12 protein-coding genes are annotated in these 16,358 nt (G+C 59.5%); 7 read left to right on the top strand and 5 right to left on the bottom strand.

Annotated features, from left to right (window positions below; genetic code table 11):
* Window positions 1–4 precede the first annotated feature (4 nt).
* The 5 genes from accC (at window position 5) to ACYVI2_RS28475 (ending at window position 5,186) form a co-directional block, all read left to right on the top strand.
* Window positions 5–1,351, top strand: coding sequence for an acetyl-CoA carboxylase biotin carboxylase subunit (gene accC / locus ACYVI2_RS28495; protein ID WP_415819148.1), 1,347 nt, complete (start codon window positions 5–7; stop codon window positions 1,349–1,351).
* A gap of 116 nt (window positions 1,352–1,467) precedes the next feature.
* The gene (gene prmA, locus ACYVI2_RS28490; protein ID WP_415819149.1) at window positions 1,468–2,388 is read left to right on the top strand and encodes a 50S ribosomal protein L11 methyltransferase; all 921 of its coding nucleotides are present in this window, start codon (window positions 1,468–1,470) and stop codon (window positions 2,386–2,388) included.
* A gap of 24 nt (window positions 2,389–2,412) precedes the next feature.
* Window positions 2,413–3,486 carry a DUF3426 domain-containing protein gene (locus ACYVI2_RS28485; RefSeq protein ID WP_415819150.1) on the top strand — a complete coding sequence of 358 codons (1,074 nt, stop codon included), beginning with the start codon at window positions 2,413–2,415 and terminating at the stop codon, window positions 3,484–3,486.
* Window positions 3,487–3,498: 12 nt separating this feature from the next.
* Entirely contained in the window at window positions 3,499–4,440 is a 942-nt protein-coding gene (locus ACYVI2_RS28480; RefSeq protein WP_415819151.1) for a carbohydrate kinase family protein, read from the top strand.
* Window positions 4,441–4,682: 242 nt separating this feature from the next.
* Entirely contained in the window at window positions 4,683–5,186 is a 504-nt protein-coding gene (locus tag ACYVI2_RS28475; RefSeq protein WP_415819152.1) for an outer membrane lipoprotein, read from the top strand.
* Between the two features lie 74 nt (window positions 5,187–5,260).
* On the opposite strand, the gene ACYVI2_RS28470 is transcribed toward ACYVI2_RS28475, so the two are convergent.
* The 5 genes from ACYVI2_RS28470 to ACYVI2_RS28450 form a co-directional block, all read right to left on the bottom strand.
* Entirely contained in the window at window positions 5,261–5,824 is a 564-nt protein-coding gene (locus ACYVI2_RS28470; protein ID WP_415819153.1) for a YggT family protein, read from the bottom strand.
* 147 nt (window positions 5,825–5,971) lie between these two features.
* Window positions 5,972–6,574, bottom strand: coding sequence for a histone H1-like DNA-binding protein (locus tag ACYVI2_RS28465; RefSeq protein ID WP_415819154.1), 603 nt, complete (start codon window positions 6,572–6,574; stop codon window positions 5,972–5,974).
* A gap of 317 nt (window positions 6,575–6,891) precedes the next feature.
* Window positions 6,892–8,094 carry a ribonucleotide-diphosphate reductase subunit beta gene (locus tag ACYVI2_RS28460; protein WP_415819155.1) on the bottom strand — a complete coding sequence of 401 codons (1,203 nt, stop codon included), beginning with the start codon at window positions 8,092–8,094 and terminating at the stop codon, window positions 6,892–6,894.
* Between the two features lie 27 nt (window positions 8,095–8,121).
* On the bottom strand, window positions 8,122–11,049 hold the full coding sequence (locus tag ACYVI2_RS28455; RefSeq protein WP_415819156.1) for a ribonucleoside-diphosphate reductase subunit alpha: 2,928 nt from the start codon (window positions 11,047–11,049) through the stop codon (window positions 8,122–8,124).
* A gap of 305 nt (window positions 11,050–11,354) precedes the next feature.
* Window positions 11,355–14,918 (bottom strand): indolepyruvate ferredoxin oxidoreductase family protein, encoded by a 3,564-nt coding sequence (locus ACYVI2_RS28450; RefSeq protein ID WP_415819284.1) that lies wholly within the window; start codon window positions 14,916–14,918, stop codon window positions 11,355–11,357.
* 143 nt (window positions 14,919–15,061) lie between these two features.
* Here ACYVI2_RS28450 and ACYVI2_RS28445 point away from each other — a divergent pair, with 143 nt between their 5' ends.
* On the top strand, window positions 15,062–15,523 hold the full coding sequence (locus ACYVI2_RS28445; RefSeq protein ID WP_415807445.1) for an Lrp/AsnC family transcriptional regulator: 462 nt from the start codon (window positions 15,062–15,064) through the stop codon (window positions 15,521–15,523).
* A gap of 289 nt (window positions 15,524–15,812) precedes the next feature.
* A complete protein-coding gene (locus ACYVI2_RS28440) occupies window positions 15,813–16,322 on the top strand; it encodes a hypothetical protein (protein WP_415819157.1) in 510 nt (169 codons plus the stop codon).
* The last annotated feature ends 36 nt before the right edge of the window (window positions 16,323–16,358 follow it).

The following is a 16,358-nucleotide window of genomic DNA, read 5'->3' as shown; positions in this document are numbered from 1 at the left end:
TCCTATGTTTGAAAAAATCCTGATCGCCAACCGCGGCGAGATCGCGCTGCGCATTCAACGCGCCTGCCGCGAACTCGGCATCAAGACGGTGGTCGTGCACTCCGAGGCCGACCGCGACGCCAAATACGTACGCTTGGCCGATGAGTCCGTGTGTATCGGGCCGGCGCCGTCACGTGAAAGCTACCTGAGCATGCCGGCCATTATTTCGGCGGCCGAGGTCACCGACTCCGAGGCTATTCACCCGGGGTACGGTTTTCTGTCTGAGAACGCCGATTTTGCCGACCGCGTCGAAAAAAGCGGTTTCGTTTTCATCGGACCGCGCCCCGAGACCATACGCCTGATGGGCGACAAGGTCAGCGCCAAGCGCGCCATGATCGAGGCCGGCGTGCCGGTGGTGCCGGGCTCCGAGGGCGCGTTGCCTGACGATCCCCAAGAAATCCTGCGTGCGGCTCGCGAGGTCGGCTATCCCGTCATCATCAAGGCGGCGGGCGGTGGCGGTGGGCGTGGCATGCGCGTGGTGTATACCGAGGCGGCATTGTTGAATGCCGTCACCATGACGCGTTCCGAGGCGGGAGCAGCCTTTAACAACCCTGAAGTCTACATGGAGAAATTCCTCGAGAATCCTCGCCATGTGGAAATCCAGGTGTTGGCTGACGGAGGGCGTAATGCCGTCTGGCTCGGCGAGCGCGATTGCTCTATGCAGCGCCGCCACCAGAAAGTCATCGAAGAAGCGCCGGCTCCAGGCATCGCACGCCGCCTGATCGAGCGTATCGGCGATCGTTGCGCCGATGCTTGCCGCAAGATGGGCTATCGTGGCGCGGGTACCTTCGAGTTTCTCTACGAAAACGGCGAGTTCTATTTCATCGAAATGAACACCCGTATTCAGGTCGAGCATCCGGTCACGGAACTGATCACGGGCATCGATCTCGTGCAACAGCAGATTCTCATCGCCTCGGGCGAAAAATTCCTGTTGCGTCAGCGCGATATCCAATTCAAGGGCCACGCCATTGAATGCCGTATCAACGCCGAAGACCCGTTCCGCTTCGTGCCCAGCCCGGGCCGTATCACCAACTGGCACACGCCGGGCGGTCCTGGCGTCCGTATCGATTCGCATGCCTTTAACGGTTATTTCGTGCCGCCCAACTACGATTCGATGATCGCCAAGGTCATCACGTATGGCGATACGCGTGACCAGGCATTGGCTCGTATGCGCATCGCGTTGTCCGAAATGGTGGTAGAAGGCATTTCCACCAACATTCCGTTGCATCGCGAGTTGCTGCAAGACGCCCGTTTCATCGAGGGCGGCACCAGTATTCATTATCTTGAGCACAAGCTGGCCCAGCGCCCTTGATGCCAGGCGGGCCTTTGCGGCCCGTTTTTTTGCCTTGGGGCGGCGTGGGGGCTTTTTAGGCGAAAATGCTCCCTCTTTGGCTGCAAACCGGCAGATTTTTTCTGGAATACATCGTCATGCGTGAACTCGTCCTCCATTGTCTCGAGGCGCAGGCCGAGGCGCTATCAGACGCACTGCTCGAGGCCGGCGTCCTGTCAGTATCTGTCGAAGACGCCGATCTGGGCACCGAGGCCGAACGCCCCTTGTTCGGCGAGCCGGGTACAGAGCCCGATGTCCAGGCCTGGGATCGCAACCGTGTCGTCGCATTGTTGCCCGACGGGGCCGACCCAGCGCAGGTCTACGAACAAGCCACGGCCGAGGCCGGGCTGGATCCTATCGAACTCGGTGGCTGGTCGCTGCGCGATGTCCCTGATGCCGATTGGGTGCGGCTGACGCAATCCCAATTTGGTCCGATTCACATCGGCGAACGCATCTGGATTGTGCCCAGTTGGCATCGTGATGATCCCGCTGTGTCTGAGGCCGGGGCGCAGACCGACGATGCGATCCATATTGAATTGGATCCTGGCTTGGCATTCGGCACAGGCAGTCACCCCACCACACATTTGTGCCTGGCTTGGCTGGAGGCCGAATTGCCGGCGGGCGCGACCGTCCTCGACTACGGATGTGGATCCGGGATTTTGGCGATTGCCGCGCGCAAATTGGGCGCCGGGCCAACCGATGCGGTCGATATCGACCCCCAGGCGGTACAAGCGACGGCCGACAATGCGCACGTGAATCAGGTGCAATTGCAGGCGCTGTTGCCAGACGGACTGGCCGACGGCACATATCAGGTCGTTGTCGCCAATATCCTGTCCAACCCTCTCAAGGTATTGGCGCCGATGTTGGCGGGGCGCGTGGCGCCTGGCGGAAAATTAGTGTTGTCTGGCGTCCTGGAACGCCAGGCCGAAGAAGTCGCCGCTGCGTATGCGCCGTGGTTGGCGATGTCGGTTTGGCAATCCCGGGATGGTTGGGTTTGCCTGCATGGGCACAAACGCTGAGCCGTGACGAGCAGGGACATCGCCATGGCCATGACGACCCGTTGCCCCCACTGCGGTACCACTTTCAAGGTAGTGCCAGATCAGTTGCGGGTACGCAATGGCTTGGTGCGGTGCGGAGAATGTGCGACGGTGTTCGATGGCCGGGCGTGTCTGGTAGCCCAGATTCCGGACAGACTGCCGACGACGGCAGCAACCCCCGTCATGGCGCCCGGCGAGGTGCCCGGGGATTTAACACCGCCAGAGCCCGCGCCGCCGGCCGTGTTGCGGGGGCGTTCGGATATCGCAAGGCATGACCCCTACGTGAACGAAGGCGTTGCCGAAGCGGATGACGACGAGGATAGCGAGCGGGAGATGCAGGCCGATATCGAGCCTGTTGAACACGATGCGCCGAGCCGTGTAGATCAGGACGAGGTGGTCTTCAGAATAGGCGAGCGATCCGCTGACCCGGATGGGTATGATGAGCTCGATCCGCGGGATGAGCCGGACGATCAGAGCGGGCCCGCCGTTCTGGGGGAGTCGCGTACGCGTTATCACGGCACAACGGATGTGGGCCGCGCACCGCCAGAGTTCCTGGATTCGGATCATCAAGCACGCCGGTCGTTCCTGCGCAGCTTGTGGGGTTATGCCTGCGTCCTGGGTCTGTTGCTGCTCGTTGCGCAATTGATTTTTGTCTATCGTTCGAGCATTGCGGACATGGCGCCCCAATTACGTCCGCTGCTTGTGCGCCTGTGCGAGCCGCTAGGGTGCGAGGTGGGCTACGCGCGGCATATCGACCGTATTTCCATTACCTCATCATCGCTGCAGCCGCCTGCCGGCCATGCTGGTGCGCCGCAACAAGATGCGGTGACAAAGCTGGTGCTGCGCGCATCGCTGCGCAACCGCTACGAGCAGCCGCAGCCTTGGCCTGCATTGCGTCTGGACCTGAGCGACCTTTCCGATACCGTGGTGATACGTAAAGTCTTGCTGCCCGAGGATTACTTGCCTAAGGGGCAGGCGCAGCGTCCGTTTGAGGCCGGCGCGGAACTCAACATCGCTGTGCCCATCCAGGTGAGCGGTCCGCACGTCAACGGTTTTCAGCTCCATAAGTTTTTTCCCTGAAGGATAATCAGCATGACGGCTTCTGTTCTGGTTTGCGGGTCGATGGCATTCGATACCATCGCGGTATTCGAAGGACGCTTCAAAGAGCACATCCTGGCCGATCGCATCCAGTCGCTCAGCGTGTCGTTTCTCGTGCCCACGATGCGCAAGGAGTTTGGCGGCTGCGCAGGCAATATCGCCTACAACTTGAAGCTGTTGGGCGGGCAACCCGTGCCGGTGGCGACGGTCGGTGACGATGCCGCAGACTATATCGAGCGCTTCAACAAACTGCAGATCGATACCTCGCGGTTGCGCGTCATGCCCGGCACGTTCACGGCCCAGTGCTTTATTACGACTGACCTGGATGACAGCCAGATTGCCGCTTTTCACCCTGGCGCGATGGAGCTCTCTGCCCAGAACGACCTCACCGGCGCCAAGGCGGCGTGGGCGATCGTCGCACCTGACGCCAAAGCAGGTATGTTTGCGCACGCCGAACGCCTGCACGCAGCGGGGATCCCGTTCATCTTTGACTTGGGTCAGGCCATGCCGCTGTTTGACGGCGCCGATCTGGAGCGTATGCTGGGCCTGGCTCAGGTGTTGACAGTCAACGATTACGAAGCAGGCGTCATCGAGCAGCGTACCGGTCGCAGCATGGAACAGATCGCGGCCCGGATGCAGGCAGTTGTCGTGACTCGTGGCGCACAAGGGTCGACCCTGCTGACGGAAGGCACTACCGTGCAAGTGCCGCCGGTGCAGGCTGCCGCCGTCGTCGATCCGACCGGTTGCGGCGACTCGCACCGTGCAGGCTTGTTATATGGGCTCACCAGTGGCTGGAACTGGCTGGACAGCTGCCGCTTGGCGAACGTGATGGGATCGATCAAAATCGCGTCGCGCGGCCCCCAGAATCATGCGCCCAGCCGAGCGGAAATCGATGCGCAATTGCGTGCGGCCTATGGGATCAGTCTGCCTGCCTAGGAACTTGGTGTTCCGAAGCCAGTCAAATTAGAGATCGTCTCGCAGGCCAGTTGAGAGTAGTTTGACCTTGTTTGCAGTGCAGCACTGTGCACTGTGCAATGCAGCCCGCGGGCTTGCTTAAGCGTTACAGAGTTCGACTATAAGCCGTTCAAAAGTTGCACGCTGTTTCGCACCCGTTGTTTCCGGCCAATGCCGGGGTATGATCCATAAAATAATTCGTGGTTACCGACCAAGGAGTCCACATGAGCCGAACCCTTTCTACTTCCGTCATCGCGCCCCGTACGGCTCGCTGGCTGGCCGTGGCTGCCGTCGTGACGTCGATGGCGGTGCTGGGCGGCTGCGCGAATCGCAGCGCCTCCAGTTCCGTCTACAGCTACGATCAGGCGCAGCGAGAGCAAATCGTGCGAAATGGCACCGTGACGAGCGTGCGCCCGATCACAATCGAAGAAGACAAATCCAGCGGCGTAGGCATGATTGCCGGCGGCGCATTGGGTGGTGTGGCCGGTAATGCGATCGGCGGGGGTACCGGGCGTGCCATCGCCACGGTGGGCGGCGCCATCTTGGGTGCACTCGCGGGTAATGCCGTAGAAAACCGCGCAAACCGTGCTTCGGGCCTGGAAATCACCGTCCGCCTGGATAACGGTGAAACCCGTGTCGTTGCCCAGGAGGCTGATACGCCGTTCAGTGTCGGGCAGCGTGTACAGGTGATCAGCGGTGCAGGTCCGACCCGCGTCGCTCCGTATTGATTTAACCGTCGCCAAAAACAACGCCCACCATCAGGTGGGCGTTGTGCATTTACGGACAGGTCTGAGGTCCAGCGTCAGACACCGATCAAGCTGAAGGTCAGGCGAGACAACATCATCAATACGATCTGCGCCAGAATGAACAGCACCAGCGGCGAAAAATCGATGCTGGAGCGGCCGGGCAGAATGCGGCGTATGGGCTCCAGCATTGGCGCAGTCAGCGTTTGCAGTAATGGCATGAGCGGCGACAGGGGATGTACCCACGATAGCACCGCCTGCAGAAACGTCAGCCAGACAATGACATTCAGGGTCCACTTTGCCACCAGCAATATCGATGCGCCCAGCGCCGCGGGCCATAGCGCTGCGGGGATCAGCGTGTGCGCGGCAATCAGCCACATCAAAATGAGATAGAGCAAGGCAGTCAGCCAAGCGGCGACCAGGCTCGTCCAGTCCAGCGTATTGCCTGCAGGGATGAGTTTGCGGATGGGCAGCACCAACCAGTTGGTGACTTGATAAACGGCGCGAGACAGCGGGTTGAAGGGGTGCAGGCGCACCGCATGGATCCAGGCGCGCCCGATCAAGGCTGCACCAAACAACATAAAGGTAATTTCAAGCAGGAAACGGAGCGTATCGCCGAGCATGAGAACAGTCTGCCAAAAAGAATAGTTTTAATTGTCGCATGGCCATATGGCAGTGTCGTGAGGCGGATGGTACCTCGCCCGAGCAAAAAGCCGCCTGGCGTGAGCCAGGCGGCTTTGAGGGTACCGCAGTAAACGGCTCCGTCCGTATTACGGACGGCCACCCGTCGGGAAGGGCCACGACGCGGCGGGGTTCACAGTGGTTTTTGCGCCTTGCGCAGCAGCTGCGGTCGGTTGTGCAGCAGGCTTTTTAGCAGCGGCTTTTTTAGCAGCAGGCTTTTTGGCCGCAGCTTTTTTCGCCGGAGCTTTGGCAGCTTTTTTGGCAGGCGCCTTTTTCGCTGCTTTCTTGGCAACAGCCTTTTTGGCTACGGCCTTTTTAGCAACGGCTTTTTTGGCGACGGCTTTCTTGACTGCCTTTTTAGCGACGGCCTTTTTGACGGCTTTCTTCGCTACTGCTTTTTTAGCAACTGCTTTTTTAGCAACCGCTTTTTTGGCGACAGCTTTCTTGACTGCCTTTTTAGCGACGGCTTTCTTGACAGCTTTTTTAGCGACAGCTTTCTTCACAGCCTTTTTGGCGGCCGTTTTCTTCACGGCCGGTTTCTTGGCTGCAACTTTCTTGACTGCCTTTTTAGCCGCGACCTTCTTCACGGCGACTTTCTTCACGGCCTTTTTGGCCGGGGCTTTCTTAGCTGCGGCCTTCTTGGCTGCAACTTTCTTTACCGCTTTCTTTGCGGCCTTTTTGGCTGTTGCCATGGTCATGCTCCTTAGGTTCAGGGGTCCCAGAACGTAAACCCGTGCCGCCTTCCGTCGGTTAACGGACGGCGCCCGGGCTATTCATCGGCGCATGCCGCTGCCCCATTCTGGCGACAGCTACTACGGTTTGCGCTAATGAATTCGGCACAGCCATTTGATATGGCCCCCGCGATTCGCGCGAGCCATCTCAAATGGCGCCAGTAGGCAACCTTTTCAGATTGCCTACTGCTTGGTACTGCGTATTCGAATACCTGGCCGACGGAGCTGTTATCAGGGCGCTGCGCAAATCACATTGCGCGCGGCTCGCCTGAAGGTCGTCATTCCCAGCTGAGCGTACCGCCAGTCTGGTATTCGATCACGCGTGTTTCGAAAAAGTTTCGTTCCTTTTTGAGGTCGATCATTTCTGCCATCCACGGGAAGGGATTTTCTTCCTGAGGGTACAGCGGTTCAAGACCAATCTGTTGGCAGCGACGGTTTGCGATGAAGCGCAGGTAGGATTTAAACATAGGAGCGTTCAATCCCAATACACCACGCGGCATCGTGTCTTCGGCGTAAGCGTACTCGAGTTCTACTGCCTTTTGGAATAGTGCGCGGATTTCTTCGCGAAATTCCGGCGTCCACAAGTGAGGATTTTCGAGTTTGACGGTGTTGATCAGGTCGATACCGAAGTTGCAGTGCATGGATTCATCGCGCAGGATGTACATGTACTGCTCGGCAGCGCCGGTCATTTTGTTCTGGCGACCCAATGCCAGAATCTGCGTGAACCCAACATAGAAGAACAGGCCTTCCATGAGGCACGCAAACACGATCAGCGATTTCAACAACGTCTGGTCGGCTTCGGGCGTGCCGGTTTTGAAGTTGGGATCGGCGATCGCGTCGATGAACGGGATCAGGAACTCGTCTTTGGCACGAATGGACGGCACTTCGTTGTAGGCATTGAAGATCTCGGCTTCGTCCAGACCCAGGCTTTCGACGATGTATTGATATGCATGCGTGTGAATGGCTTCTTCGAATGCCTGGCGCAGCAGGAACTGGCGGCACTCAGGCGCCGTGATGTGGCGATAGGTGCCCAGCACGATGTTGTTCGCGGCCAGCGAATCGGCCGTGACGAAGAAACCCAGGTTGCGCTTGACGATGCGGCGCTCGTCTTCGGTCAGCCCGTTCGGGTTTTTCCAAAGCGCGATGTCGCGCGACATGTTGATTTCTTGCGGCATCCAGTGGTTGGCGCAAGTGGCCAGGTATTTTTCCCAGGCCCATTTGTATTTGAACGGCACCAACTGATTGACGTCGGTCTCGCCGTTGATGACGCGCTTGTCCGCGGCCTGAACGCGCCGCGCGGCAGCACCGGCGCTTGCCGGTGCCGAGTCGGATTGCGGGGTCGCAGGAGGCAACGCGGCATCGGCGAACGCGCCCGTCGATGCGCGCGCCGGTTGCGCCGTGGCCGCCGGCTGTCCGCCCGCCGCGGGAGCGGGGGCTTGAGCCAGTTGCGTTGCGAGGTTGTCGTCTTCCCAATTAAGCATAAATAAATTCTCCGGAGGCGGTTGTGATTACTGGCAGGCTTCGCACTCTTCGAAACCGGGATCGCCCGGCCGCATCGTGCAAACCGCCCCGAGAATTTCGGGTTCCGGCAAAACAGGGGCTGCTGCGGCCGCGACGGCTGCGGCAGTCTGGCCCGCGCTCACGGCGTTCAACTCGCCGCCGCGGCCCGTGGATTTTTCAGCGCTGGTGGCTCCCTTTGTACGCAGGTAGTAGGTGGTCTTCAGGCCACGCAGCCATGCGAGCTTGTAGGTGTCGTCGAGTTTCTTGCCCGATGCGCCCGCCATGTAGATGTTGAGCGATTGTGCTTGATCGATCCATTTCTGGCGACGCGATGCGCACTCAACCAGCCAGAGCGGTTCGACTTCGAACGCAGTGGCGTAGAGTTCGCGAAGTTCGGAAGGTACGCGATCGATGCGGGACAGGCTGCCATCGAAGTACTTGAGGTCAGCGACCATGACTTCGTCCCAGAGACCGAGTTTCTTCAGGTCACGCACGAGATAATCGTTAACGACCGTGAACTCGCCGGAGAGATTCGATTTGACGTACAAGTTCTGGTAAGTAGGTTCAATGCACGCAGATACACCAATGATATTGGAAATTGTCGCTGTTGGGGCGATTGCGATGCAGTTCGAGTTGCGCATGCCGTGTTGTTTGATGCTTGCACGCAACGCATTCCAATCAAGCGTGCTCGAATCATCGACTTCAACATGACCATCACGCTCATCGCGAAGCATCGCGATAGAGTCTTGCGGCAAGATGCCGCGCGACCACAACGAGCCTTCGTATGAAGGATAGCGGCCACGTTCTTGTGCGAGCGTGTTCGAGGCCCAGTATGCGTAGTAGCACACGGCTTCCATCGAGCGATCTGCGAATTCAACAGCCGATTGCGACGCGTACGGCACGCGCATCATTTGCAGGCAATCTTGGAAACCCATGATGCCCATGCCGACCGGACGATGGCGTTCGTTCGAGTCTTTGGCTTTCTTGACGGCGTAGTAGTTGATGTCGATCACGTTGTCGAGCATGCGCATGGCGATGCCGACAGTGCGCTTGATCTTGTCGTGATCGAGTTCGTAGCCACCGGCCGCTGCGGGTTTCATGTGAGCGACCAGGTTCACCGAACCCAGGTTGCACACGGCAATTTCCGAGTCGTTGGTGTTCAGCGTGATCTCGGTGCACAGGTTCGAGCTGTGCACGACGCCGACGTGCTGCTGCGGCGAACGGATGTTGCACGGGTCTTTGAAGGTGATCCACGGATGGCCGGTTTCGAACAGCATCGACAGCATCTTGCGCCACAGCGACACGGCGGGCATCTTCTTGAAGAGCTTCAGTTCGCCGCGTTCGGCTTGGGCTTCGTAGCCCAGGTAGGCTTGTTCGAACGCTTTGCCGTACTTGTCGTGCAGGTCAGGGCAATCGGACGGCGAGAACAAGGTCCATTCGCCATTTTCCATGACGCGCTTCATGAACAGGTCGGGAATCCAGTTCGCCGTGTTCATGTCGTGCGTGCGGCGGCGTTCGTCGCCGGTGTTCTTGCGCAGTTCCAGGAATTCTTCGATATCCAGGTGCCACGTTTCCAGATAGGTGCAGACTGCGCCCTTGCGTTTGCCGCCCTGGTTCACTGCGACAGCGGTGTCGTTGACGACTTTCAGGAACGGCACAACGCCCTGGCTTTCACCGTTGGTGCCCTTGATGTGGCTGCGCAAGGCACGTACCGGCGTCCAGTCGTTGCCCAGACCGCCGGCGTATTTGGCCAGCAGTGCGTTTTCCTTGATGGCGTCGTAGATGCCTTCCAGGTCATCGGACACGGTGGTCAGGTAGCACGACGACAGTTGCGAGTGCAGGGTGCCCGAGTTGAACAGCGTGGGCGTCGAACTCATGAAGTCGAACGACGACAGGATCTCGTAGAACTCGATGGCGCGTGCTTCGCGATCGGTTTCGCGCAGGGCCAGGCCCATGGCGACGCGCATGAAGAAGACCTGCGGCAATTCGATGCGAGTGCCGCGGATGTGCAGGAAGTAGCGGTCGTATAGCGTCTGCAGGCCCAGATAGCTGAACTGCAGATCGCGGCGCGAATCGAGGGCGGCAGCGATGCGTGCCAGATCGTATTCGCCCAGTTTGGGGTCGAGCAGGCCGCCTTCGATACCGCGTTGGACGAAGGTGGGGAAATATTCCGCATAGCGAGTTGCCATGCTGGCCTGCGAGACTTCTTCGCCGAGGACTTCTTTGCGGATCGTGTGCAGCAGCAGACGTGCCGTGACCTGGCTGTAGGCCGGATCTTTTTCGACGAGTGCGCGAGCAGACAAAATCGCGGACTTGAAAACTTCGTCGACGGGGATGCCGTCGTACAGGTTCTTGACCGTTTCCTTCAGGATGGTTTCGGTGTCGATGAACTCGCTCAAGCCTTCGCCGGCGGCCTCGATGGTGGTACGCAATGCGCTCAGGTTCAGCGGGCTGCGCACGCCGTTTTCCACCACATTCAGGTGGCTGGTCTCGCCTTGCGACGGCGAGGTGAGGCTGCTTTGCCCTTGAGTGGCGGCGCGTTCCTGGGCGCGTTTTTCGCGATACAGCACGTAGGCGCGCGCGACATCATGCTCACCCGAGCGCATCAGGGCCAGTTCGACCTGGTCCTGGATGTCTTCAATATGGAAGGTGCCGCCGTTGGGGCGGTTGCGCACCAGCGCGTTGACCGATTGGGATGTCAGCGTTTCGACCAGTTCGCGCACGCGCGCGGACGCGGCGCCTTGGCCGCCATTGACGGCCAGAAAAGCTTTGGTCATCGCGATGGCGATTTTGCCGGGCTCAAAGCCGACAACCGAGCCATTGCGTCGGATGACGCTATAGCTGGCCCATTGGCCGCCGTTCGCGTCGGCTGACTTGGCAGTTTGGGAAGGCGGCTCGGCGGAGGGCCGGGTCACAGAGGCGATCGTCGTCTGCATGGAAGCTCCTGTGGAAATAACGTAAAAGGACACGGCGTGGTCCGTGTCGGGTGCTAAATGTGTCTAAATGCGTGAGGGTCGAGCTAAGCGGGGAGAACACCCGGCCGCGCCAGAATGAAGTGAATCTGGCTATGCTTTCGACCACTACATATAGTGTACCACCCCTCGTATGGCACTAATTCTAGTGATCAATGGGGGAATGGCACAAGAAGAAGCTGTTGAGGGCGGATTAATTAATCGTGACAAAATGCGAAGCACGCGCCAATCAGGCGCGTGCGGCGTAGTGATTACTTCAGGTCATTATTTTACGCGCGTCTGCGCACAGAAATCTCCGTCATGGCCGGTAAGCCGTAATGTTGCAGTTCCTGTTGCAGAGCATTGCGGTATTGCGCCACATTGGCCATTTTGACGTGACCAAAACCGCGAACCTGATCTGGCAGCGCCGCAATCTTGGCGGCCTGGGCCAGATTGGCGGGCGATAAATGCTCGAGCAAGGTGTCCACTGTCTGGCGATATTGAGCGATCAGGTCGCGTTCCATCCGGCGTTCCTCGCTGCGGCCAAAGAGGTCCAGCCACGTCCCCCGTACGCGTTTGCACCGTGCCAGGACTTTCATCAGGGTCAGGGTCGCGGGGCCCAGGGAAATCTTGCGAGGAATGCCCGTGTGGGGGTCTTTGCGTGCCAGCAGTGGTGGCGCCATGTGAAAACGCAGGGTGTAGTCTCCCTCGAATTGTTCGCGCAATTGCTGCTGGAACGTGCCATCTGTATAGAGCCGGGCGACTTCGTACTCGTCTTTGTAGGCCATCAGTTTGAACAGATTGCGGGCGACCGCGATGGCCAATCGCGGTGAACGAGAGGAGGGCGCTACCTCGCGTTCGCGTTGCGCCACGCGTTCGACCAGCTGCTGATACTGGCGCGCATAGCCGGCGTCTTGGTAGGCGGTCAGGTCGCGAACGCGGCGCGACACCATGCGCTCGAACGATTCGGGAATGTGCAGTTGGACGACTTGTCCCGCAGGGCGTAAAGCCGCCGCCAGTGCTTTGGGGTTGTGCGCGGCGAGCCGGCCGGCTTCAAAAGCATCGCGATTGGCCTGTACCGAGACTCCATTGAGCTCGATGGCGCGGACCAGTGCAGCATGCGATAGCGGCACGTGGTTGCGCTGCCAGGCGTAGCCCAACATGAACATATTGGACAGAATGCTGTCGCCAAATAGCGTTTGCGCAGCGTGATGGGCGTCCAAGGCGGCAGTATGGCTGGCGCCGACCGCATGCTGGATTTTGGCCAGCAAGGCATCGGGCCGTAATGCTGCATCGGGGTCGCGGGTAAATTCAGAAACCGGTGCAACGTAAGTGTTGATCACGGCTTGCGTGTGGGAATGACGTAGCGCGCCCAAGGCGTCAGGTGCAGTGGCGGCAACCGGATCGCACAGAATCGCGGCATCGGCTTGCTGCCAATCCAGTCTGACTGGCCCATTGGCGGCATGCGCGGGCGCCAACCGGATATGGCTGATGACCGTGCCGCCTTTTTGCGCCAAGCCCGTTAGGTCCAAGACTGAGGCTGAGAGGCCTTGCAGATGGGCCGTCATGGATACGATCGCCCCGATGGTGATCACGCCGGTGCCGCCCATTCCCGCGACCAACAGCCGATAGGGCTGCGTGAGGGGGGCAATGGAGGGCATGGGCACCGCAGCAGCGTCTTGATGCCATGCAGCGGTCGTCGAGGTGGCAGCCGTCGCGGTGGCGTTCGAAGCTCCGTTGCCTGCCGTGGCCGAGCTCTCGCGTGGTGCAGCCTGCTTGCGCAGTTTGCCTCCCATGACCGACACAAAGCTCGGGCAAAACCCTTCGGCGCAGGAATAGTCCTTGTTGCAGCTGGACTGATCGATGGCGCGCTTGCGCCCATAGGGCGTCTCCATGGGCACGATCGATAAGCAATTGGATTGCGTTCCGCAGTCGCCACAGCCTTCGCACACTGCGCTGTTAATCAGCAGCCGCCGCGCGGGGTCGGGGAATTGTTGTTTTTTGCGGCGACGGCGTTTTTCGGCGGCACAGGTCTGGTCGTGAATCAGGACCGTGACTCCTTTGGTCTCGCGCAGTTCGCGTTGCAGAGCATCCAGTTCGCGCCGGTGATGCACTGTCACGCCGGCAGGTAACTCGACGCCTTGATATTTTTCAGGTTCGTCAGTGGTGACGACGATGCGGGCGACATCCTCGCCGCGCAATTGCTGGCAGATCTGCGGCACGGAGATCGGTCCGTCCACCGGCTGCCCGCCCGTCATGGCGACGGCATCGTTGAACAGAATCTTGTATGTGATGTTGGCCCGTGCTGCGACGGCCTGCCTGATCGCGAGATAGCCGGAGTGGTAGTACGTGCCCTCGCCCATGTTCTGAAAGACATGGGGCATCTCTATATAGTTATAGAGTCCGATCCAGTCGACCCCCTCACCCCCCATTTGTGTCAGGCCGGAGGTATTGCGGTCCATCCACGCCGCCATGTAATGACAGCCCACTCCTGCGAGCGCCTGACTGCCTTCGGGGACTTTGGTTGAGCTGTTGTGCGGGCACCCCGAGCAGAAGTACGGGCGTCGGCGCATGCCATCGGCGTCATTGGATAGCGGAGCAGCGCAAGTCAGCGTGGCGGGAACGGACACGTGGTGCAGTCCCGCTGCGCGTGTCAGCCATGCGGCCAGGGGGGCTGCCAGCAATGAGGGGCGTAATTGGCCGGCTGACGGGATCAAGGATTCGCCGTCCCATCCAGTCTTGCCTGCGACGGTTGGGCGCTCGGGACGGTTGTAAAGCAGGTCTTTGATCTGGCTTTCGACGACTGCGCCTTTTTCTTCGATGACCAGGATGTGCGACAGGCCGTGTGCGAAATCAGACAGACGATCGGCATCGAGCGGCCAGGTCAGTCCCGGCTTGTAAATACGCACGGGGCCATCCGCGGCGTGGGGGTTGATGCCCAGATGCGCGAGTGCTTCCAGCGTGTCGAGATGCGCCTTGCCGACCGTGACGATCCCCACCGTGGCGTGTGGCGCGGGACAGACGAGTTTGTCGATGCTGTGGCGCCGTGCAAAAGCGCGCACGGCTTTCAGGCGTGTCTGCATGCGCAGTTCGACTGCAGGAGACAGAAAGTCGCGCGCGGTGTATTCCAACGCCTCGGGGGGCAATTCGGGATCGGCAGGCATGTCGTATTGCACGCTGGGGGCAGGGATGTACGACTGACCGCTCTCGATGGTTTCGGAGACAGCTTTGAATGCGACCCATGCGCCGCTGTGACGCGACAAGGCCCAGCCCCAGAGGGCAAAGGTTTCGTATTCGTCGATCGAGGCCGGGTGCACGATCGGCATTTGCCAGCCGATCAACGAGGCCTCGCTCGCATGCGGAATGGACGACGAGACAGCGGTGTGATCGTCGCCGACAACCACCAGCACGCCGCCATGGCGCGAGGCGCCGGCAGCGTTGCCGTGGTGCAGGGCGTCGCCCGCGCGATCTACGCCGGGGCCTTTGCCGTACCACAGCGCAAATACGCCGTCGACTTTGCGATCATCACGCACGCCTGCCTGTTGTGTGCCCATGACGGCAGTAGCCGCCATGTCTTCGTTAATGCCAGGCAGAAAGGTGATTTGATGGGCGTCGAGAATGGGCTTGGCTTTCCACATGGCCATGTCTACGCCGCCCAGAGGTGAGCCCCGATACCCCGAAATAAAGCCCGCCGTATTCAACCCGCGCTCACGATCGCGGCGGCGTTGGGCCAACAGGATGCGCACCAGGGCTTGAGTCCCTGTCAGAAAAATGCGGCCACTTGTGCGCGTGAGGTTGTCCTGCAATTGGTAGTCCAGATCCAACGCCGGCTCGTTTGCCGGGACCGGATCCAGTGGGGTGCCGTCCATGATGTCGCTCCTGCCTATTATTACGATCATCATAGGTGCGCACGGATGACGATTTATTGCGTTATTGGATCGTGTAATCCCTATAATTCGAAATAAACATTTCGTTTTGAGTGAAAACAGGGGAAAAAATGGACAAGACAGACATTGGTATCCTGCGCGCCTTGCAAGAAGACGGCCGGGCATCGGCTCAGCAACTGTCCGAGCAGGTAGGCTTGTCCACTGCGCCGGTGTGGCGCCGTGTGAAGGCGCTGGAGGCCGCTGGCGTGATCTTGGGTTATTCGGCCCAGGTGGACCGCACCAAGGTCGGGTTGCAGGGGTGCATGTTCGCCCAGATCAGTCTCGAGCGGCATTCGGCCAGCACGGTAGAGCATTTCGAGCGTTCGGTGCGCAATGCGCCGGAGATTCTGGAGTGTTATGCGGTTACCGGAGACTCGGATTTTTTGTTGAAGATCCTGGTGGAAAGCCCGGAGGCCTATGACCGGTTCCTGCATCGCTTTCTTTTTAATCTGCCGGGGATTCGTCAGACTCGCACGATTGTGGCCTTGCGCGAGATCAAGCACGAAGTCCGTTTACCCCTCGATGCCGCATGAAGTTGGCAGCATGATGTCGGTCGTTTGGAGTTTGTGACGTGATGTTCGCGGTGTGATCGCGCGGATTGCGTTAACCAACGGTGCGATGGCCCTCGAAATAACGGCGATCCCCGGTAGCAAAGTCAAGATTTTCGTGTTCATTGTTTGTTTCCAGACTGTTGCGTCTATACAGCATTTTCGATATTGCTGCATTGCATCCTGAGCACGCCCTCATTAGAGTCGCACCTGCAAATGCGCAGGGATAGATCCGCTATGCAGCGGTGTGATGCGCGTGTGTTTCGAGGGTGTCATGAAGAGTGTGTGGCGGTATCGCGGTTTTGTTGTGGCGGGCGCAGTGTTGACGTTGGCGGGATGCGTGACAAAAAAAGCGCCCGTTGAACAGGTTTCTGTTGCGCCTGAGGCGTCTCGGCCTATTGTTTGCTCGCCGGCCGAGGCAGGCAGTCAGTTGGTCGGTACATGGCAGTCCAACACGAGCCCTCGCGGGGTGGCCGGCGATTTTCGTGCGTTGATTGTGTTGGGGGCCGATGGCTCAATGGCCTATGACACGCAGCTGAAGGTGGGCAAACGTATTCGTCCAGGCTTGCGCGAGGCAGGCTGCTGGCAGGCCGCCGGTGGTGTGATCACCTTGCAGACGATCAAATCCAATGGCGAGTTGATCGACATGGACGATCCTATTTATCAGAACCGCTATCGGATCGAGAAAACCGAGCCGGCGCGTTTGACGCTGCGCGAATTGCGCAGTGGCGGGCAGTCCATTACGGCGCGTCGCATGCAACCGGGTTATCGTTTACCTTATTGAGCGCTCCCCAGGGTAGTGCCTGGTTCGATCCCTGTC

This window comes from Bordetella tumbae, from assembly GCF_054780995.1.
This window is presented reverse-complemented; position numbering and strand designations above follow the sequence as displayed.